At 61.5% G+C, this 18,760-nt stretch carries 17 protein-coding genes and 1 riboswitch; of the genes, 10 read left to right on the top strand and 7 right to left on the bottom strand.

All coding sequences use genetic code 11. From position 1 onward, the window contains the following. Positions 1–7 precede the first annotated feature (7 nt). Positions 8–469 carry a (2Fe-2S)-binding protein gene (locus GNZ12_RS00185; RefSeq protein ID WP_172308461.1) on the top strand — a complete coding sequence of 154 codons (462 nt, stop codon included), beginning with the start codon at positions 8–10 and terminating at the stop codon, positions 467–469. 299 nt (positions 470–768) lie between these two features. Here GNZ12_RS00185 and GNZ12_RS00180 read toward each other — a convergent pair whose 3' ends face one another. From GNZ12_RS00180 to GNZ12_RS00155, 6 genes are all read right to left on the bottom strand, one after another. After that, positions 769–2,304 (bottom strand): efflux transporter outer membrane subunit, encoded by a 1,536-nt coding sequence (locus GNZ12_RS00180; protein WP_172308460.1) that lies wholly within the window; start codon positions 2,302–2,304, stop codon positions 769–771. Next, positions 2,301–3,335: an efflux RND transporter periplasmic adaptor subunit gene (locus GNZ12_RS00175; protein ID WP_172308459.1), complete on the bottom strand. Its 1,035-nt coding sequence runs from the start codon at positions 3,333–3,335 to the stop codon at positions 2,301–2,303. Before GNZ12_RS00175 ends, GNZ12_RS00180 begins: the two co-directional genes overlap by 4 nt. Continuing rightward, the gene (locus GNZ12_RS00170; protein ID WP_007176114.1) at positions 3,332–3,541 is read right to left on the bottom strand and encodes a DUF1656 domain-containing protein; all 210 of its coding nucleotides are present in this window, start codon (positions 3,539–3,541) and stop codon (positions 3,332–3,334) included. The genes GNZ12_RS00175 and GNZ12_RS00170 overlap by 4 nt, the downstream gene beginning before the upstream one ends. Positions 3,542–3,586: 45 nt before the next feature. After that, complete coding sequence (locus GNZ12_RS00165) at positions 3,587–5,689, bottom strand: FUSC family protein (protein ID WP_172308458.1); 2,103 nt, start codon at positions 5,687–5,689, stop codon at positions 3,587–3,589. 6 nt (positions 5,690–5,695) lie between these two features. Next, complete coding sequence (locus GNZ12_RS00160) at positions 5,696–6,157, bottom strand: MarR family winged helix-turn-helix transcriptional regulator (protein WP_074288894.1); 462 nt, start codon at positions 6,155–6,157, stop codon at positions 5,696–5,698. A 106-nt stretch (positions 6,158–6,263) separates the two neighbouring features. Further along, complete coding sequence (locus GNZ12_RS00155) at positions 6,264–7,172, bottom strand: LysR family transcriptional regulator (protein WP_172308457.1); 909 nt, start codon at positions 7,170–7,172, stop codon at positions 6,264–6,266. A gap of 217 nt (positions 7,173–7,389) precedes the next feature. Between GNZ12_RS00155 and GNZ12_RS00150 the strand changes: the two genes are divergently transcribed. From GNZ12_RS00150 to GNZ12_RS00140, 3 genes are read left to right on the top strand one after another with little or no spacing between them, the layout of a single operon-like run. Further along, complete coding sequence (locus GNZ12_RS00150) at positions 7,390–8,466, top strand: alpha/beta hydrolase (protein ID WP_172308456.1); 1,077 nt, start codon at positions 7,390–7,392, stop codon at positions 8,464–8,466. Then, complete coding sequence (locus tag GNZ12_RS00145) at positions 8,463–9,824, top strand: MFS transporter (RefSeq protein WP_172308455.1); 1,362 nt, start codon at positions 8,463–8,465, stop codon at positions 9,822–9,824. Before GNZ12_RS00150 ends, GNZ12_RS00145 begins: the two co-directional genes overlap by 4 nt. Positions 9,825–9,866: 42 nt before the next feature. Continuing rightward, positions 9,867–10,880, top strand: coding sequence for an alpha/beta hydrolase (locus GNZ12_RS00140; RefSeq protein WP_172308454.1), 1,014 nt, complete (start codon positions 9,867–9,869; stop codon positions 10,878–10,880). A 13-nt stretch (positions 10,881–10,893) separates the two neighbouring features. Here the strand turns inward: GNZ12_RS00140 and GNZ12_RS00135 are convergent, their stop codons facing one another. Then, the gene (locus tag GNZ12_RS00135) at positions 10,894–11,568 is read right to left on the bottom strand and encodes a histidine phosphatase family protein (protein WP_172308453.1); all 675 of its coding nucleotides are present in this window, start codon (positions 11,566–11,568) and stop codon (positions 10,894–10,896) included. A gap of 89 nt (positions 11,569–11,657) precedes the next feature. Then, positions 11,658–11,740: riboswitch (adenosylcobalamin (AdoCbl) riboswitch) on the top strand. Between the two features lie 55 nt (positions 11,741–11,795). Between GNZ12_RS00135 and GNZ12_RS00130 the strand changes: the two genes are divergently transcribed. The 6 genes from GNZ12_RS00130 to GNZ12_RS00105 all read left to right on the top strand — a co-directional run bounded on the left by GNZ12_RS00130 (position 11,796) and on the right by GNZ12_RS00105 (position 18,629). Continuing rightward, positions 11,796–12,017 (top strand): CbtB domain-containing protein, encoded by a 222-nt coding sequence (locus tag GNZ12_RS00130; protein WP_172308452.1) that lies wholly within the window; start codon positions 11,796–11,798, stop codon positions 12,015–12,017. Between the two features lie 11 nt (positions 12,018–12,028). Continuing rightward, complete coding sequence (locus GNZ12_RS00125; RefSeq protein ID WP_172308451.1) at positions 12,029–12,775, top strand: CbtA family protein; 747 nt, start codon at positions 12,029–12,031, stop codon at positions 12,773–12,775. Positions 12,776–13,047: 272 nt separating this feature from the next. Beyond that, a complete protein-coding gene (locus GNZ12_RS00120) occupies positions 13,048–14,235 on the top strand; it encodes an ABC transporter substrate-binding protein (protein ID WP_172308450.1) in 1,188 nt (395 codons plus the stop codon). Between the two features lie 48 nt (positions 14,236–14,283). Next, positions 14,284–15,099 (top strand): VOC family protein, encoded by an 816-nt coding sequence (locus GNZ12_RS00115; RefSeq protein ID WP_172308449.1) that lies wholly within the window; start codon positions 14,284–14,286, stop codon positions 15,097–15,099. Between the two features lie 498 nt (positions 15,100–15,597). Beyond that, positions 15,598–18,114, top strand: a complete 2,517-nt coding sequence (locus tag GNZ12_RS00110) for a DUF6531 domain-containing protein (protein ID WP_235993474.1) — start codon at positions 15,598–15,600, stop codon at positions 18,112–18,114. Beyond that, positions 18,114–18,629, top strand: coding sequence for a hypothetical protein (locus tag GNZ12_RS00105; RefSeq protein ID WP_172308448.1), 516 nt, complete (start codon positions 18,114–18,116; stop codon positions 18,627–18,629). Before GNZ12_RS00110 ends, GNZ12_RS00105 begins: the two co-directional genes overlap by 1 nt. Positions 18,630–18,760 lie beyond the last annotated feature (131 nt).

Here is an 18,760-nt window from a genome sequence, read left to right as displayed (position 1 = left end):
GACAAGCATGGGATCGCTAAATATCAACGGCCGGGCAGTGGCCGTGCAAGCCGAACCGGATATGCCGCTCCTGTGGGTGCTGCGCTGCGACCTCGGCATGACCGGCACCAAGTTCGGCTGCGGCGTGGGCATTTGCGGCGCGTGTACGATCCACCTGGACGGCAAGGCGGGCCTTGCCTGCCAGACGCCGATGTCGAGCTTGCACTCACAGAAGATCACGACCATCGAAGGCGTGCAGGGCGCCGAAGCGCAGGCGCTAAAAGCGGCGTGGATCGATCTCGACGTGGTGCAGTGCGGTTATTGCCAGAGTGCGCAACTGATGGCGGCCTGCGCGCTACTCAAGGAAAAGCCCAATCCCACCGATGCGGACATCGATGCGGCGATGTCCAACATCGTGTGCCGTTGCGGCACGTATCCGAGGGTGCGGGCGGCGATTCACCAGGCGGCCGCGAAACGGCGGCCCGCTTAGGGCCGGCAATACCGCAGGCGCGGGCGCCTGGGTGAGCCGATCACGAGCCCAGCGGGCTCAATTCGCCAGCATCTCCACGACCGCGACCACCACCGTGAAAATGCCGATACAGCCGCCCAACGTCGCTGCGCCTTGCATGAAATTCGACATACGTGCCCCCTTCTAAACGTGTAGTTGAAGGCTCGTATTTAACCTCAATTGAAAGGTAAAAGAAAGCTTGTCAAAAATAAACCTTGGGACCGGCTATCGCGATGCTGCTGGGCCAGCCGGGCTCCTGGCAGCGGTTACGGTGGCGTCAATCAAGGCGCTTGGGTGGCCGCCGTCGGCACGGTCTTGGCCGGCGCCGCAGCAGCGGAAGTCGCCGCGTTAGGCAGCGCAGCGTCAGGCGCCGTCGGCGCATCGGTCTCCCACCCACCGCCGAGCGCGAGGAACAGGTTGACCTGATCGATCGCCACCTGGCCCTCCGCGGCCGCCACTTGAGATTTCGTCGAGGTCAGCGTGCGGGTCGCATCCAGATCCGAAATGAACGACTCGCGTCCGGCGCGATACAGCCGATGGGTTTCATCCGCCGACTCGGCGGCCGACTTCAACGCGGCGCGCAAAGCGTCGGCGCGGGCGGAGTCGGACGCATAGGTCGCGAGGCTGGTTTCGGTTTCGCGCAGCGCGGTCAGCACCACGCCGTCGAACTTCGCCAACGCCACGTTGCTCGACGCTTCCGCTTCGCGCACACGGCCACGCGCGCCATTCGTTGGGAAGGTCCAACTGATCAGTGGACCGAAGGCCCAGCGTGCCGTCGGCGACGTGCCGAGATCTTCCAGAATCCCCGTCAAACCCGCCGATGCCCCGATGCTCACCGTCGGATACAACGCGCCCGTAGCGACGCCGATGCGCGCTGTCGAAGCCGCCAGTTGACGTTCGGCCTCGCGCACGTCCGGACGACGCTTGAGCAGCGCGGCGCCGTCGCCGACCGGAATCGGCTGACGGATCTGCGGCAGCGTGCTACAGGCCAGCACGGCCGGCGGCAAATCGGACGGTGCGCGAGCCAGCAGCGCTGCGAGCCGGTATTGTGCGATCTGGCGGCGCGCCGTGTAGCGTGGAATATCCGCCGCCAAGGTATCGACCTGGGTCTGGCCACGCGTCACATCGGGCTGATTGCCGCGGCCCGCGTCGCGCAGCCGGCGCGACACATCCACACGCTCCTTCTGCAGTGCCAGCGACTGCTGCGCAACCCTGAGTTCCTCGGCGGCCGAGCATTGGTCGACGTAAGAGCGCACCACGTCCGCGACCACCGTGATTCGCGCAAGATCGCCCGCTGCCTGCACGGATTCCGTATCCGCCGCCGCCGCTTCGACACCACGCCGCAGCTTGCCGAACAGGTCGATCTCGTACGAGATGCTGATACCGATGTCGCCTTCGTTAGTGACCGGCAGTTTGTTGAAGAGCAGATACTGCTCGGCCGATTCCTGCGCACGTTCGAGTAGCACCGAACTCTTGCCGGAGAAGCCGCCTTGAGCCTGCGCCACACCCAGCGCTTCACGCGAACGCGCGAGGTTCGCTGCAGCGACGCGCAAGTCGGTATTCGATTGCAGCGCTTGGTCGACGAGGCTGTTCAGCACCGGATCGTCATAGAGCTTCCACCAGACCGCGGGCACGTTCTGCCGGGTGGTCAGTTTGGCATCGGCTCCTTCGATCGGCGCGTTGGCGAGGGGCGCGTTGATCAGCGCCTGCTTCGGCAGCGAGTAATTGGGGCCGACGTTCATGCAGCCGTTGAGCGCGACGGCCAAAGGCAACAGCGACAACAGCGGCAATAAGGGCAGGGTGCGCGACAGCTTCATTGCGATGCGCCCGACATGACGGCAGCCGATGCCGGCTGCGTAGTAGAAGCAGCCGGAACAGCGGACGTTGCCGAAGCCGAAGAGGCAGCCGACGTCGAAGCCGACGCCGCCGATGCATCCACAGTCCCCGAAGCACCCGCAGCCGACCGAGGCTTGCCGGTTGGCGACAGATCGAGCACCGACACCGTCGCCGTGCGTCCGGCGATCATGCGGAAGTCGGCCGGCACCTCGTCGAGCGCAACGCGCACCGGAATCCGTTGCGCAAGCCGCACCCAGCTGAATGCCGGGTTCACGTTCGGCAGCAGATTCGAGCCTTGCGTGCGGTCACGATCTTCAATCCCCGCGACGATGCTTTGCACGTGACCGCGCAGCACCTTGGGCTCGCCCATCACCTGGATATCGACCCGCTGGCCGATGTCGATGCCACGCAGCTTGGTTTCTTCGAAATAACCGTCGACCCGGAACGAATGCATATCCACCACCGCCAGCACCGCTCGGCCCGCGGAGACGAACTCGCCGGTCCGCGGTGCGCGGTCGTTCAGATAACCGTCGACCGGACTCACGATGGTGGTGCGTTGCAGATTGAGCTTGGCCGTATCGATCGCGACGTTCGCATCGGCGAGCGCAGCCTCCGCCGTTTCGACACGCGAGCGGCTTTCTTCGGCGACTTCAGCCGCGACGAGGTTGCCGAGCTGGTGGTTACGCGCGTCTTCGCGGCGCGCCTGATCGAGGGTGGCGCGGCGTTGCTGCGCGGTGGCCTGCGCCTGGCGCAGTGCGAGTGCATAGCGGGCCTGATCGATCACGAACAGCACCTGGCCTTGCTTGACCTGCTGGTTGTCGATCACCTCGACCGATGAGATCAGCCCCGAGATATCCGGCGCGACCTGGATCACGTCGGCGCGCACGTGGCCGTCGCGAGTCCACGGCGCGAACATGTAGTAGGCGACCAGTTTCCACAGCACGAAGGCTGCAACCACGACAACGATCAGGGTCAGCAGAATTTGACCGACGGAGAACCAGGTTTTTTTCACGTTATTAGTCTGTGCGAAACGACGACGACAAGGCCCAGCACCAGCACATAGATGCCGAGATCGAAGATGGAGCGATGCCAGACGAAGCGGTAAAAGCCGACGCGTGCGAGCACCGTGCGGATGGCCAGGTTGATCAGATAGGCGATCAACATCAGCACGAGCACGGCCGGCACGAACACGCCGAAGATATCGATTTCACCGATCATCGCGGGAACTGGGAAAGGGGTGGATCGGGTTGCGGGACGGGCGCATCAGGCGACGGCCTCCGGTTCGGGCGGCGTGGGTGTGATTAGCGTGGCCGGAAACAGCGAAAGACGCAAGCCGACCAGCGCGTGCAACGCGTCGCGCAAATGGCGGGCTGAGGTTTGCGAGGTCGGGCTCGGCGCGCCGGCATTGGCGAGCCCTTGTCCCGTGACGCGTGCCACGGCTGCGTCGATTGACGTCATCAGGCTTTCGGGCACCGGTTGGCGCTTGCGCTGGTCGATGCAGGTTTCGAAGTATTGGCGCACGTCTTCGAGGACATGGTCGATCGCGGCCGGTGCTTCGCCACCGAGCTTGGCGGTAAGGCGACGCAAATCGAGCGCGTTGAACGCGATGCGCAGATCGCGGAAGCTTTCGATCGACGGATGGCGATGGTCATCCGTGGCGGCAAGGCGTGGGATTAGCTGCATCAGGCGGTCGAGCATGCGCGCGGCGAGATTGCGAGGGTCTTCGATGGTCCGTGTGGACGCCGTCAGCACCACGTCGGCCCAACTCGAGAGCAACAGCCGTGAGGCCGCAAGTTCGGCGCCGAACGGGCGCGTCGCGCGGGTCCACAGATAGGCATAGAGCAAGCCTGCGAGGCCCGCGAGATTGCTGTTCAGAAAGATCAGGAAGTCGGCCGAATAGGCGTCCTGAATGCTGATGAAGGTGGCGGTATTGACGGCCACCAGCACCGTGACCATATTGAACTGCGGCCGCGGGATTAACGTGCCGACGAGAATGAACGGCGCGGCGAACAGGATGACCAGCATCGGAAAATCATGCACATGCGGCAGTACGGCGAACAGATAAATGCCGGCGGCCACCACGGCGATTGCCGTGGCGACGAAGAACCTGAACACCATGGGCGCGGGTTCGTCGAGCGCGGCGAAGAAGCAGCAGGCGACCGCTGCCAGCGTCACCGCACTGGCGCCGTCCGCCCAGCCTGAGCTGATCCACAGGCTGCACGCGATAATCACCGCGGTGCCCGCGGAAACCGTTGAAAACAGCATGATGCCGCGGTCGAAGAACCGCTCGGTGCCGCCTAGTCGCCAATGGCGGAAGCGTGGCCGCCACGAGCCTTCTTCGCGCGTGATGATGATGCGCAGCGAGCGGCAGTCTTGCCACACATCGATCACCTGTTTCAAACGCCACAGCGCGTTCGAAAGCAGCGCGCCGTCCCAGTTCGCGAGGGCGGCCGGCGACGGCTGCATCGCGGCGATGCGCTCGCGCAATGCGTTGGCTGCCGCGTCGGGATGATAGCCCTCGCTGGCCGCGGGAAGCGGCGCATTGAACCACTTGGTGACGTCGTTGAGCAACGCTTCGAGACCCTCCGGCCATGTCTGGCGGCCGCTGTTGTAGAGGGCGATCAGCGGATCGGCCAGCGCCGACATCATCGGCAGCAGCAACTGCATGCGCCCGCGCAACTCGTGAGTGCGGGTCAGGATGTCTGGCCGGGTATGGTCGTAGGCAAGCTGGCTCAGCAGCAGTTCCAGTCCGTTGATCGTGGACGCGATCCGCTGGCGGGCCCCCGAGATTGCCGAGCCCGCAATGCGCCCGGACAGCGTTTCGGTCGCATAGAACGCAGCGTCGCGAAACCACGCGTCGGTCCGCTCGATAATGGTGGGTGCGAGCCGGCTAGGAAACAGCGAACTGCCGACAATGCTGGCGCACACGATGCCGAGCGTGATCTCTTCGGTGCGGCTGATCGCCAGATCGAACACGCCGCCTGGATTCGTCACCGAAGGCAATGCAATGATCGGCATGGTGTAGGCCGCCAGCATGAAGACGTAGCTGCGCGCGGTGCGGTCAGCCACCGCCAGATACAGCATCGTGCCGATCCACAACGCGACGACCACGCTGAACAGATACGGCGATTCGACGAACGGCGGCACCAGCAGCACCGCGCCCGACGCGCCGAGCGCGGTGCCGAGCGCACGATAAAGTGCCTTGGAGCGGGTCGCGCCGACAAACGGATTCGATACGATGTAGACGGTGGCCATCGCCCAGTACGGCCGCGGTAACTCGAGCGCGAGGCCGATGTAGAGCGCGATCATCGCCGCGGCAAACGTCTTGACGGAGAACAGCCAGTCGCGAATGGTGGGATAGGCCATAAACCGTTACTTGGCGTCGCCGGTATTGTGCGGCGCCGCTGCGTCGGCCGTGAAAGCGGCCAGCACCCGCAAGGTCGCTTCGAGATCGCTGCGCGAGATACCTTTCAAAGCTTGCGCACGCAACGTATTAAGCTCTTCTTCCATTTTCGCGGTGACGGCGCGGCCTTCATCGGTGAGGGCCACAGTCTTGGCGCGCCGGTCTTCGGGATCTTCGTCACGGCGCATCAGGCCGGCGGCGCACAGTTGATCGAGCAGTCGCACGAGCGAGGGCCCTTCAATACCGATGTGATCGGCCAGCGTGACCTGCCGCACCGCTTCGCCGAGCCGGCTGGCGGTCAGGAGCGGCGTGGCGCACGCTTCGGAGACGTTAAAGGCCGCGAGCACGCCATGGCTGGTACGCCGCCATTTTCTGGCAGCGACGACCAGGGTGCTGCTAACGGTGCGGCGCAAGGCATCGAGATTCGACATGGCCGGTATTGTATTTGTAAAAAATTCGTTAGCAAACTATTGAATTGGGGATTTTTTGTGACACGGGCCTTTGTGGCGTTAGCGATGGCGCAAGAGCCCGGCGCGTTCAGCCGTGAATGCGCGCCTTCACCAGTTCGATGAAGCGGGTCGCAGCGCTATTGCGTAGTCCCGCAGGGTAGGCAAGATGCAGTGGGGCGCTCAACTTCGCAGGATTCATCAACGTGCAATACACCGTTCCCACCTGGTCGTAACGTTGCATCGACGCGGGCACCAGCGTGACCCCTAACCCTGCTGCGACCAGATTGATCCCCGACACCATGCGCGGCACCTCGCGCGCAATCCGCGGCACGAATCCGGCTTGCCGGCAGGCCGCTAGGATGTCCGCATACATGCCAGGTGCTCCCGGCCGGCGGACCAGAATGAAGTCCTCGTGCGCCAGCGCCTTCAACGATACTTGTGGCCGTTTTTTGCCCGCCCCCTTTAGCAAAGGGTGCCCGACAGGTAATACCACCACCATCGGCTCGTCGAGCAATAACTCGAACGCCACGCCCTCGCGCGCATCGACTGGCTTGCGGAGAAACGCGGCCTGAATCTGCCCCGCGGCCAAACGCTCGATAATCTCCGCCGCGTTGAGCTCGGCCAGCTCCACGGCGACTTCGGGACACACCGCGCGAAAGGCCCGGATCGTCTCCGTCGTGAAGGGATGGAACGCAGCCGAACTGGTGAGGCCGATCGAGATCGTGCCGAGTTCGCCGCGCGCGATCCGGTGCGCCTTGTCCACCGACTGCTGCAGATCCAGCAGCAAGCGTTGCGCGTCTTCGGCAAAGGTCTGCCCCGCGGGCGTCAAGGTCACGCCGCGCGGCATGCGCACAAACAGCTCGAAGCCGATCTCTTCTTCCAGCGTTCGAATCTGCTGTGAGAGCGGCGGCTGTTGCATCGCCAGCCGCTCGGCCGCACGCGTGAATTGGCCTTCCTCGGCAACCGCCAGGAAGTAGCGCAAGTGGCGAAGCTCCATGGTGTTCCGTCTCCCTGGCCGCTTTACGTTCTGGTCATTGCCATATTTTATAAATATGGGGGGTGCAAAAAACAGGTATTTTACATTTGCCCCGCCCGGTCCTACGATCTGGTTCATCGCGTCGGCTAATGCCGGTTCTGGATTTTGGGGCTTTTCAGCGACGGATTCGACGATGCGCCGCGTTCAAGACGGTGCACAGTAATCAGGAGCAAGCTGCATGACATTCAATCGTTCACGACGTTTGGCGACGGGCGGCTTGGCAGTTGGCGCCGCGATGCTGACATTGCTCGCACAACCGGTATTCGCGGTGAATGCTGATAAGTCCCATCTGAAACCTGTGGCGACGATCTCGGATACACGGTTCGTGATCGACACGCCACAAGGGCAAGCTGAATTTCCGCTGTATCTGTCGAAAGATTGGAACGTCGCGCAGCCGCAGGTGACGCGTGCGGTGATCGTGATTCACGGCAAACTGCGCAACGCCGACGTGTACTTCCGCACTGCGCAAAATGCACGCGAAGCTGCTCATGCGGACGCCGACAGCACGCTTCTGGTCGCACCGCAGTTCCTCGCCACGCTCGACATGCGCGTACATGACGAGCCGGCCGATCTGCTGCGCTGGAAGGGCGACGCGTGGATGGGCGGCGAAGCGGCGCGCGCGCCGCTGCCTATCAGTTCGTACGCGGTGCTGGACGCGATTGTTACGCGCCTCGCGGATCGCAAGCTGTTTCCAAATCTGCAGCACGTCGTGGTCGCAGGGCATTCGGGCGGCGGACAGGTCGTGCAGCGTTACGCCGTGGCGGCGCGTAACATCGACGTGCTGACCCGTGAAGGTATCGACGTGCGCTACGTGGTGGCGAACCCATCGACGTATGCGTATTTCGATGCGCAACGGCCGAATGCGCAAGGTGTCGCGGCGCCGTTCGACGCCGCGCAATGCACTGACTTCAATCAGTGGAAATACGGCATGGACAATCGGCCGCCGTACCTCGACGACCGCTCGCCCGCGCAACTCGAAGCGACCTATGCGTCGCGCCGGATCGACTACCTGGTCGGTGGCGCGGATACCGATCCGCAGCAAAGCGCGCTCGATAGAAGCTGTGCGGCCGAAGCGCAAGGTCCGCAGCGCTTCGCGCGCGCAGAAGCGTATTACCGGTACATTCAGTCGCGTCATCCTGAAGGCTTGAACCAGAGCTTTCATATCGTGCCGGGCGTCGGCCACGACGGCGCGCGCATGCTGACGTCGGTCTGCGCACTGTCAGCGATGTTCGACACCCAAGGATGCGAGCAATGAGCGAGGCGAGCTTGAATCAGCGTGAGGGGACGGAGCCCACCGCGGAGGCATCGAACGGCTTGAGCCCGTCGATGGTGCGGCGCGCGATCTTCGCTTCGGTGCTCGGCAACGGGCTCGAGTGGTTCGATTTTCTGATCTACGGCTATTTCGCCAAGATCATCGCGCAAGTGTTTTTTCCAGGCGGCAGCGGTTTCGTGTCGATCATGCTGACGCTGGCCACGTTCGCCGTCGGCTTTATCGTGCGGCCGATCGGCGGCATTCTGTTCGGTATTTACGCTGACCGGGCGGGGCGGCGCACGGCGCTTTCGCTGCTCATCATTTCGATGGCGGCGAGCACGCTGTTGATGGGCCTCACGCCGGGTTATGCCAGCATCGGCATTGCCGCGCCGTTGCTTGTGGTGTTGGTGCGGCTGTTGCAAGGTCTCTCGGTGGGCGGGCAGTTCGCGACGGCGTCGGCGATGCTCGTCGAGTACGCGCCGCCGCACAAGAAGATGTTCTATGGCAGCTTCAATATGTCGGCGCAGGCGTTTGCGTTGCTGCTTTCATCCGGTGTCGGTTATCTGCTGACCACGCAGCTTACGCACGAACAACTGGTTGCGTGGGGTTGGCGTCTGCCGTTTCTGTTCGGCGCGTTGGCGGGACCGTTCGGTTTCTACATCCGCCATCGTGTGGCCGAGTCGCCGGAGTTCGAGCGTTTGCTCGATCACAAGGACAAGCCGCCGCGCGTGACGGTGCGTCAGTTCTTTCGCGACAACGGCGACGCGGCGATCTGCGCGATGGGTGTGATCATCATCGGTGCGGCGACCAATTATGTGTGGCATTCCTATCTGTCGGTGTATGTCGAGCGGCAATTGCATCTGCCGGTGTCCACGGCGCTGCTCGGCGCGTTTGTGTCGGGTGTGTTGAATCTGTTCCTGTTTCCGCTGTCCGGCAAGCTTGCTGATCGTTACGGCGCATACCGGCTGTTCTATCCGATCGTGATTGCGTGGATGGTGTGCGTGTATCCGCTTTATCACTTCGTCGTGACCAATCCGGCGCCGGGGCATCTGTTCATCGCGCAGATGGTCGCGACGGTGTTCCTCGCCGCCATGTCCGGTTCGCACCCCGGCATGCTCGCGACGCTGTTTCCGGTACGTAGCCGTTCGGCGGGTGTGGCGCTGTCGTACAACATTGCGGTGACGCTGTTCGGCGGCATGGCGCCACTCACCATCACCGGCTTGACGCGTCTGACCGGCAGCAGTTTGACGCCGGCCTTCTATCTGATTTTTGCCGGTTTCGTGTCGCTCGCGATGGTGTATTTCACGCGCTCGGGACGCGAGCCGGGCAACGCAAGTGCGAAGTTCGCCGCGCCGCGTTAGCCGTCACGCGTTAGATTTATTGGATTAACCAGAGCTTATTGCATGGCCCAGCCTTTGATCACAGATGACGAACGCGCGCCGAATGAACGTCCGGTCGCTGTTGTCGCGAGCCGGCATCTGAGTGTCGCGACGCAAACGGGTAGCGGCACCGTGCCGGTGTTCGCGAACGACGACTGGCTTGCGCCGATACGCGACGTCAAGCGCGCGGTGATTCTGATTCACGGACGCTTACGCAATGCGGATGCGTACTTTGATCTGGCGGAGCGCGCGTGCGCACTGGCCGGTGGTAGTGCTGCCGACACGCTGCTGATCGTGCCGCAGTTCCTCGCAAGTGCGGACGTGGACGCGCATGCGTTGCCGCCATCGACGCTGCATTGGGAGTGGACGAGTTGGATGGGAGGCGAAAATGCCGAGGGTCCGGCGCCGATCAGTTCGTTCGAGGTACTCGACGCGATCTTGCATACATTGGCGTCGCGCGAGCAGTTTGCGTCGCTGAGCGAGGTGGTGATCGCAGGGCATTCGGGTGGTGGCCAGGTGGTGCAGCGCTATGCCGTGGTGACGCAGGGTGAGGCACCGCTCGTCGCGCGCGGGATCACGTTGCGCTATGTGGTCGCGAATCCTTCGTCGTACGTGTACTTCGATGCGACTCGACCAACCGCGTCCGGCGAGTTCGCAGCGTTCGATGCGACGGCGTGTCCGTCGTTTAATCGCTGGAAGTATGGGCTCGAGGATCTGCCTGCCTATGCTTCGAGTAGAGAGGGCGTTGGTTCTGCTGATGAGCTCGAGTCACGCTATGCGCGTCGTGATGTCACCGTGCTGCTTGGCGGCGCGGATTGCGATCCGCAACATCCGGCACTCGATCGTTCATGCGCTGCGCGGGCGCAAGGTGCTCATCGGCTGGAGCGTGGGCTGGCTTACGCGCGATATGTGGCGTTGCGACATCCGGAAGGGGCGGCGACGCGTCGTACGTTTGTGATCGACGGCGTCGGGCACGATGCGAAGGGGATTTTTGCGTCGGCGCATGGGCTGGCCGCGTTGTTTGGTGTCGATCGGTGATGTGAGTCCGCCATTACTGTGACGCCGGCCACCAGGTCCAGCCGCGTCGTGAGTGTCGTAGCTCGACTATCGAGAGCGGCGCAATCTCGATGCGTGGAAATATCGATGATGACGCGTCGAGCGCGTGAACAATGGCGGCCCGGATCACCGGCGCGTGCGTGACGGCGACGATATTTTGCGTATCGCGATGCGGCGCGCTGTCTGTGCCTGTGCTTAGCGCATGGTTTGTTGCGCCATTCGTTTCATTGCTTGATGCACGTTCCGTTGAGCGGTTTACCTCCTTGCCCGACGCATCGTCTAGCGCATCGAGCCACTGTCCTACCCGCTTCACGAGTTGATTGAATGACTCGCCACCGTGTGCGGCAGCGTCGGGATCGTGTGTCCACGCGGCGAGGGATTGCGGTGCTTCGACGGCGAGATCAGCGAGGCGCCGGCCATGCCATCGACCGTAGTCCATATCCGCCAGTCCCTCGTGGACCGTTGCAGCGAGACCCAAGGCCGACGCCGTATCACGCGCACAAACGGCAGGGCTGACGAAAGCCGCCGCGTGGTCCGGAATCGACAGACACGCACGTGCCGCGCCTGCTTCGACGAGGCCGCGTGCGTCGAGCGGATCGTCGGCGGGGAAGCGGGCCGCACGCATCGCCGCGGTCGATGCGTGGCTGATCAGTAACAGCCGTGTGTCCATTTAGTTGAGTTCCATAGAGATCGGAATAAAGCGGGACGCTGCTTCACGTTGCCGGGAGGCAAAGTTTAGCGCGTAGAATAGCGGCACTACGAAGCACGGAAGCCGGTGAGAGCCCGGCGCGGTCGCGCCACTGTAATCGGCATTCACAGCCGAAAGCCAGACCTGAGCTTCGCACCCTCCCTCTTCAATCGACTATCGGGGCGCGTTACCCCCAGGAGATGTCCATCATGACTGATGCTGTTTTCGATCCCACGACTCAACCCGTCGCTCAACCCACGCCGATTCCGCTGCGCGAGTTGCTGCCTTGGGTGGTGTTCGGTGGTTTGCTGTTGTTGCTCGCAATTTATTTCGTTGGTGCGGAAGAAGGTGCCACGTCGCTGGTGCCGGGTATGTATGTGCATGAATTCGTGCACGACGGCCGCCATCTGCTCGGCTTTCCCTGCCACTAACGGAGTTAAACATGGTTGGTAAATTGTTGGTACGCGGGATGCTTGCAGGCATCGCCGCAGGGTTGCTCACGTTCGGCTTCGCCAGAGTGGTAGGCGAACCGCAGGTCGATCAGGCGATTTCCTTCGAAGAAAAAGCCGACGCCGCCAAAGGCGAAGCGCCTGAACCCGAACTGGTGAGCCGCGACACGCAAGCCGGGCTGGGATTGTTGACGGGCGTGGTGACGTATGGCGCTGCATTCGGTGGCCTTTTCTCACTGGTGTTTGCGTATGCATATGGACGCGTCGGTGCGTTGAGCGCGCGCGCGTTGTCCGCATGGTTGGCGCTTGGCGCCTTTATCACACTGGTGATTGTCCCGAACATCAAATATCCGGCAAATCCTCCCTCGGTGGGCGACCCCGAGACGATCGGCATGCGGACTGGCTTGTTCTTCCTGATGATCGCGATCTCGCTGGCCGCGATGGTGTTCTCGCTGAAGGTGCGGCGGCGCGCGGCGCTGAAGCTGGGCGCGTGGAATGGCTCGATCGTGGCCGGCGTGGTGTTTGTCGTGATCATTGCTGCTGTGCAGTTGTCGATGCCGGTGATCAACGAAGTGCCGGCGGCCTTCCCGGCGGTGCTGTTGTGGAAGTTCCGCGTCGCGGCAATCGGGATGCAGGTGATTATGTGGACGACCGTTGGGCTGTTGTTTGGCGCCCTGGTTGAACGGAGCAAACTGCTGACGCCCGCGAACCGCAGCGTGGCGAAGTCCGCTTACCTTTGATGCAAGCGGCGTGACCGCGAAGGCTGCGACGAAGCCGCTTACTTTTTAACGCGAAGGGCGTGACCGCGTAGGCGGTCACGCCGACGTGCAGCGCAAGAGAAGCCCAATACATCAAGTACTTGGCGCGCTTGCCAGAATGTTATCCACAGGCTTGCGAACATTTTCTGTGGACAAGTTCCCCAGCAGCATAACGATATGCCAATCGCTTGGTTGCCCGAAGCCGAGGCACATCCGACACTCACTCCAATCTCAAGCAAACCGAGCCTGGAGCCATGTCGAACACATCAAGCCCGCGCCCATCATGGGCCACTCACATCACGGCACTGTTGCTGCTGGCCGCATCGGCAATAACGACGACAACAATAGCCATAGCAGCGCCACTGTCGGGCGCCCCGATCCTGATCGGCGTCAGCGGTCCGTTGACCGGTCAGAACGCTCAGTACGGCGCGCAATGGAAGGCCGGCTTCGATCTCGCACTGGATGAGATCAACAGCCACAACGGCATCAACGGCCGCCCGCTGAACTATGCCTTCGAGGACAGCCAGAGCGACCCGCGCCAATCCATCACGATCGCGCAGAAATTCGTCAGCGACCCGCGCATCCTGATCGAACTCGGCGATTTCTCCAGTACGGCTTCGATGGCCGCCTCGCCGATTTACCAGCATGCCGGCCTTGTGCAGCTCGGCTTTACCAACTCGCATCCTGAATTCACCAAAGGCGGCGACTACATCTGGAGTCCCTCGGTTAGTCAGGCCGACGCCCAGCCGCTGCTCGCCGACCTCGCGGTGAAAACGCTCGGCCTCAAGCGCATCGCCGTGCTCTATCTGAACAGCGACTGGGGACGCACCAGCAAGGACGTCTTCGTCAAAGCCGCCAATGATCGCGGCGCGCAAGTCGTTGCGGCCGAAGGTTATCAGCCGGCCGAGAAAGATTTCCGCGCGACGCTGGTGCGCGTGAGCGCTGCCAACCCAGACGGTATCGTGCTGATCTCGTACTACTCGGACGGCGCGCAGATCGCCCGCCAGGCGCGGACGAGCGGCATCAACCTGCCGATCGCCGCGGCCAGTTCCGTGTATTCGCCGAAATTCCTCGAACTCGGCGGTGCGGCTGTCAACGGCGTGGCGACGAACACCAGTTTTTTCCCGGGTGAATCCGGGCCTGAGGTGCAGAGCTTCGTCCAACGCTTCGAAGCGAAATACCACCGCGAGCCGGACGCGTTCAACGCCTATGCGTATGACGCTGTCATCATTGCCGCCTATGCGCTGCGCGCCGGTGGCCCCGACCGCAAAGCCGTGCGCGATGCGCTGCCGAAGCTGCATGACATTCCGAGCGTCGTGTTCGGCAAGGCTAATTTCGATCCGGCGACGCGTCGTGTGATCGGCGTGAAGAACATCAACGTGGTGGTGAAGAACGACAAGTGGGCGTTGCTTGAGAGCAAGGCGACGGTCGCGCAGAAGTAGGCGTTCCATCGCCCGTCAAACGATCCGATCATTCACGACATTCACGCCATGAGCCTTTTACTCGATCACATCGTCATTCGCGTCCACGACCTGACGCAGACCATTGAAGATTTCACTGTACTCGGTTTCACCGTGCAACAAGGTGGCACACATGCCGATGGCGTGACGCACAACGCGTTGATCGGTTTTGCCGACGGCAGTTACATCGAGCTGATCGCTTTCCTCCAAGCGGCGCCGCAGCGTCGTTGGTGGGACGTGGGGCAGCGTCACGGCGATGGCTTTGTCGATTACGCGTTGTTGCCGTCGAGCGTGGGCGCCGTGATCGACGCCGCGCATGGGCGAGGATTGCGATACGACGGTCCGCAGGCGGGTGGGCGTGTGCGTCCGGACGGTGCTCGGCTCGAGTGGCAGACCGGCCGGCCGCAGACCAGTGACTTGCCATTCCTGTGCGGGGATATCACGCCGCGCGATTTGCGTGTGGCTGAAGGCGCAGTGCGTGAACATGCGAACGGCGTGCGAGGGGTGGCGAGTTTGACGGTTGCTGTGGAGGATTTGAAGGTGAGTGTGCGGCGGTATCGGGCGTTGCTTGGTTTTGGGGCGACTGAGGGACGGCCGGTGACCTTGCCGGGGCTGGGAGCGGTGTCGGCGACGGTGTCGATTGGCGATGCGTCTGTTGTGTTGTTGAGCCCGGTGCATGTCGATGCCGCGAGCGTCACCACCGAAGGCGCGACGTTGCGCCGGCAACTCGCCACGCGTGGGGAAGGGGTATTTGGTGTCGCGCTGCGCGCCGACGGCAATGCGGAGTCGCGGGTGTTTGATCGTGATCGCACGCATGGCGCCTGGTTTGAGATTGCGGCTGGGTGATGGAAAAGCGTCTTTCGGCGCGCACCGTGCTGGAAGTGAAGTGCATCAAGTACTTAGCGTGGTTGTGGGGATGTTATCCACAGCCTTCTGAACAAAAACTGGGGATAACTTTGTGGCCGCCGATCGGACGGCTAGCCAGTGTGGTCTAGCCCGTTCTTCGCGGGTTTGATTTTTTGAAATCGCACTTTGTATCGCGATTAGTCTCGTAGCGCTTTCTTGCGCTACCTATATCCCTTTCGGGCGGCATGCCACGCGGCCCGTCTCTTCCCTTCCAGTTGGCCCTCGTTTGGGTGCCGGCGTCTAATCACTTCCATGTACGGATATTCCCCGTCTGACGCTCTGGTTTTTTCACCGCGGCGCGTTGATGACTGACGGGCTCTTGCGCAATTCCCTACGGATTGCGTAGGAGGTTTGAGGGCAACGTTTGTACTGGCATAAAGGACACGCAATTTTAGGAATTGTCGGATAGCGGGGGATGGAGTGCTCCTTATAGGGTGCTTGGGCTTCAATCAAGCACAACAAATAAGGATGACTATGAAAAATAACAGAGTTACTGAGAATCCAGCAGGCATAGCGGGGCGCCTGCTGGCCGCATTCATGTTGCTGATGTTCGCGTTCGGCGCAAACGCGGCTGATTGCAACGCGGTGTGGACAGCAACCGGTGCGAAGCCGGGCTCGCCCACCTGCCGTTGGGATGCTTACGCCGGCGTACCAGGCGGCATCCAATACTACAACTGCGCTAGTTTGCCGCTTATCGACGCGTGGTGCGCGACACCCACTACGGAAGAACCAGAAGCGAGCTGCCCCGTCGCTGACCCGGTGTATCCGGGCAACGGTGCTGTCACCCTGACTGAAGAGGATTTTGTCAGCGGCGACGACATTCCGATGCGGTTTACACGGACCTACCGATCCAAGTCACTAGGCAATTCCGCCACGGCGATGGGACCGGTCTGGTTCCATAGCTGGCAACGCAACCTGGGACTCGCTAACGCTAACAGCGGTAGCTCGTCCAAAGTGCTTGCGTATCGCGGGAACAGTGAGCCTGTCACATTCAACTGGTCAGCCGGCACCTGGCGTACAGCGGGCTTTACCGGCCTTGCGCTGATACAGAACGGCTCCGGATGGACGCTGACCGATCTCAAGACCGATACCGTCGAATCGTATTCGGCCCAGGGCGTGTTGCTTTCGGAGAGCCTGAAGACAGGATTTGTCCGAACGCTGACCTATGGCGGCTCAGGGCTGCTGACCACGATCACACAGCATGCAGCAGGCACGGACGCGAACAACGACATCACACTTCGCCTTGACTATGACGACAAGAACCGTCTTTCACGCCTGAACGACCCGTTGGGTCGCATGACGCAGTACGGGTATGACGCAAGTGGCAATCTCGTTTCGGTCACCTGGCCTGATGGCTATGCCCGCCGCTATGTCTACGACGACGCGCGTTTCAAGAATGCGCTGACTGGCGAGATCGATGAGGCGGGCAACCGCGTTGCGACGTGGAGCTACGATGCTCAGGGACGGGCCACGGCGGTTAGCCATCCCAACGCCGCGCAAAACGTGCAGTTTGCCTATAACACTGGCTCGACCGTCATCACCGGTAGCAAAGGCGCCACCACGCTGAGTATGTCGTCGATTGGCGGGATGCTGCGACCTACCGGGACCACGTCCACGGCGGGCAATAGCAGCTCGACCTGGGATGCGTCGGGCAATCTCCTGAAAGACGCAGACGCAAGCGGCGGCACCTCCGAATACAGCTACGACGACACTGGACGGCCAGTTCGGGCAATAGTGAGAAGTGCGTACGGTACGTCGATATCCACGATCCGTTATGCCGACGCAACAAGTCTGCGTCCGTCGATGATTGCGTCACCCAGATTGATCCAGTCTTTCGTATACGACGCGAACGGCAATACGACTGGGGTTAGCGAGATACCGACTACCGACCCGACCGGAGCCAGCGCTTTCGACGCAGGAAAGGCGGACGGCGTGGCGATGGCGTACGGGATGACCTATGACGCATTTAACCGGCTCGCGTTCGTTCAGCAGATGGCGAACGGAAAGGTCGCCGGACAATGGAAAGTCACGCGCGACGCAACGGGTAACGCCTTTGCGATCATCGCTCTAGGCGAGATTCAGGACGCTACGGAAATGATCTCGCGTGATGCGGCTCACCGTGTTCTGTACGGCTATAACCCAACTGGCGACTTTTATCTTCGTTACGACAGGCGCGCACGCATTGACCTATTCAAATTCATGGAATATGCGAGTCCTGCAAACGGCGGTATCCGCCGCGTGTTCAAGGTCAGGTTCGGCTATTCACCAGACGGCCAGGTCGTGTCGCGTACGGGCACGGTTGCAAAGGACGGCAGCGTTCTTGATCTGAACGACGGAACGGACATTCCGATCAGCAGCGATGAGATCAACCAGTGGATCGATAACTACAATTATGGTGACTCCCCGGTAGGGCCGCCCGCCAATCTCCAGGGCACGCGTCGGTTGTTGGGCGACAACTTCCTTGGCACGTCGACCGTATGTAGCGGATGCCATTTCTCGGCGGGACTGATTGACGGTACTGTGCGCGGTATCGTGCTGGTCTATCGGCTTCTGCAGAACCCGGTAGTCAGATATGGCATTGGTCAGGGTACGAAGAAGGTTGCTGAAAACTGGGAGCGCATCAAGGAGATGTGCAAGCCCGCCGCGGAGACGGAGGTCGATGGGATTCCGCCGGGACGCACTACTTCAGAATGGACCGAGATAACAGAAGGATCTAGCGTCCGCAACGTCGAAACGGACGTTTCGAAAACTGAGTTCGAAGCAAATCTGCGTAATGAGGGTTGGACGCAGACGCTAAGCAAGGACGGAAAAACCGATATTTTCACGAAGGGCGACTTAAAATACACGGTGCGAGAGCATTCAAACGCCGGTGGTCCGACTGCGGAATACTTCCCGCCTGGGGCCAAACAGGGAACGCTCAAGATCCGACTTGATAGACCTCAAGGTGGTAAGTAATGAGTCAATTAGATTACATATATGATCTGGCGGAGTTTACCCCGCTATGGGAGCGTGCGAACGCGGGCGTGCGGTTGCTTGCGAATGTGCCGCGTGAAGACCTGCTGTACTTCGATCCGATCGATATTGCAACGCCAAAGTTCTTTGAACTTATGCAGACCTTACTGGCAGCTAAGGGCACGACCGACCTTGCAACGTTGATTTTAAAACCAGACCCGTTCGAATATTTTCACCATCATTTCGGGAAATACCCGGGTTTCATTCACGGAAGAGACAACACATACGTCGAGTTCTTCGATTTCATGATGCAGGACCCTGGTGGCAGTCTGGCCGATGCGCTGGGGGTCAACCACGAGCACTATGTACTCTTGCCAGTTGATGGTGACTGGATCGCTTTTGGTGACAGGTCGTGGGAGGTGGGTGTGTTCTATGGCCCTCCTGACATTATGGAATGCGCGAGGAATTTCTATCCGTTCTTCAAGTCCGCGCCGGAGCATTTCAGAATAGAGCCGTAGTCGATAGGTCCATGCAATCGGTCTCTTTTCCCTTGCGCCCTATCACCGGGCGCAAGGGGTGTAAAAGCCGCTCGGTCTGGTAACAAGTTGCGATGTCGGTGCCAGCACGTGGATTCCTTGCCGTCGCTGGC

Source organism: Paraburkholderia solitsugae, from assembly GCF_013177695.1.
Taxonomy (GTDB): Bacteria; Pseudomonadota; Gammaproteobacteria; order Burkholderiales; family Burkholderiaceae; genus Paraburkholderia; species Paraburkholderia solitsugae.
This window is presented reverse-complemented; position numbering and strand designations above follow the sequence as displayed.

Coding starts and splice junctions, on each gene's coding strand:
- GNZ12_RS00185 (WP_172308461.1), top strand. CDS start 8: ATGGGATCGCTAAATATCAACGGCCGGGCAGTGGCCGTGCAAGCCGAA.
- GNZ12_RS00140 (WP_172308454.1), top strand. CDS start 9,867: ATGGCCCAGCCTTTGATCACAGATGACGAACGCGCGCCGAATGAACGT.
- GNZ12_RS00115 (WP_172308449.1), top strand. CDS start 14,284: ATGAGCCTTTTACTCGATCACATCGTCATTCGCGTCCACGACCTGACG.
- GNZ12_RS00145 (WP_172308455.1), top strand. CDS start 8,463: ATGAGCGAGGCGAGCTTGAATCAGCGTGAGGGGACGGAGCCCACCGCG.
- GNZ12_RS00155 (WP_172308457.1), bottom strand. CDS start 7,172: ATGGAGCTTCGCCACTTGCGCTACTTCCTGGCGGTTGCCGAGGAAGGC.
- GNZ12_RS00105 (WP_172308448.1), top strand. CDS start 18,114: ATGAGTCAATTAGATTACATATATGATCTGGCGGAGTTTACCCCGCTA.
- GNZ12_RS00130 (WP_172308452.1), top strand. CDS start 11,796: ATGACTGATGCTGTTTTCGATCCCACGACTCAACCCGTCGCTCAACCC.
- GNZ12_RS00165 (WP_172308458.1), bottom strand. CDS start 5,689: ATGGCCTATCCCACCATTCGCGACTGGCTGTTCTCCGTCAAGACGTTT.
- GNZ12_RS00170 (WP_007176114.1), bottom strand. CDS start 3,541: ATGATCGGTGAAATCGATATCTTCGGCGTGTTCGTGCCGGCCGTGCTC.
- GNZ12_RS00125 (WP_172308451.1), top strand. CDS start 12,029: ATGGTTGGTAAATTGTTGGTACGCGGGATGCTTGCAGGCATCGCCGCA.
- GNZ12_RS00160 (WP_074288894.1), bottom strand. CDS start 6,157: ATGTCGAATCTCGATGCCTTGCGCCGCACCGTTAGCAGCACCCTGGTC.
- GNZ12_RS00180 (WP_172308460.1), bottom strand. CDS start 2,304: ATGAAGCTGTCGCGCACCCTGCCCTTATTGCCGCTGTTGTCGCTGTTG.
- GNZ12_RS00135 (WP_172308453.1), bottom strand. CDS start 11,568: ATGGACACACGGCTGTTACTGATCAGCCACGCATCGACCGCGGCGATG.
- GNZ12_RS00120 (WP_172308450.1), top strand. CDS start 13,048: ATGTCGAACACATCAAGCCCGCGCCCATCATGGGCCACTCACATCACG.
- GNZ12_RS00150 (WP_172308456.1), top strand. CDS start 7,390: ATGACATTCAATCGTTCACGACGTTTGGCGACGGGCGGCTTGGCAGTT.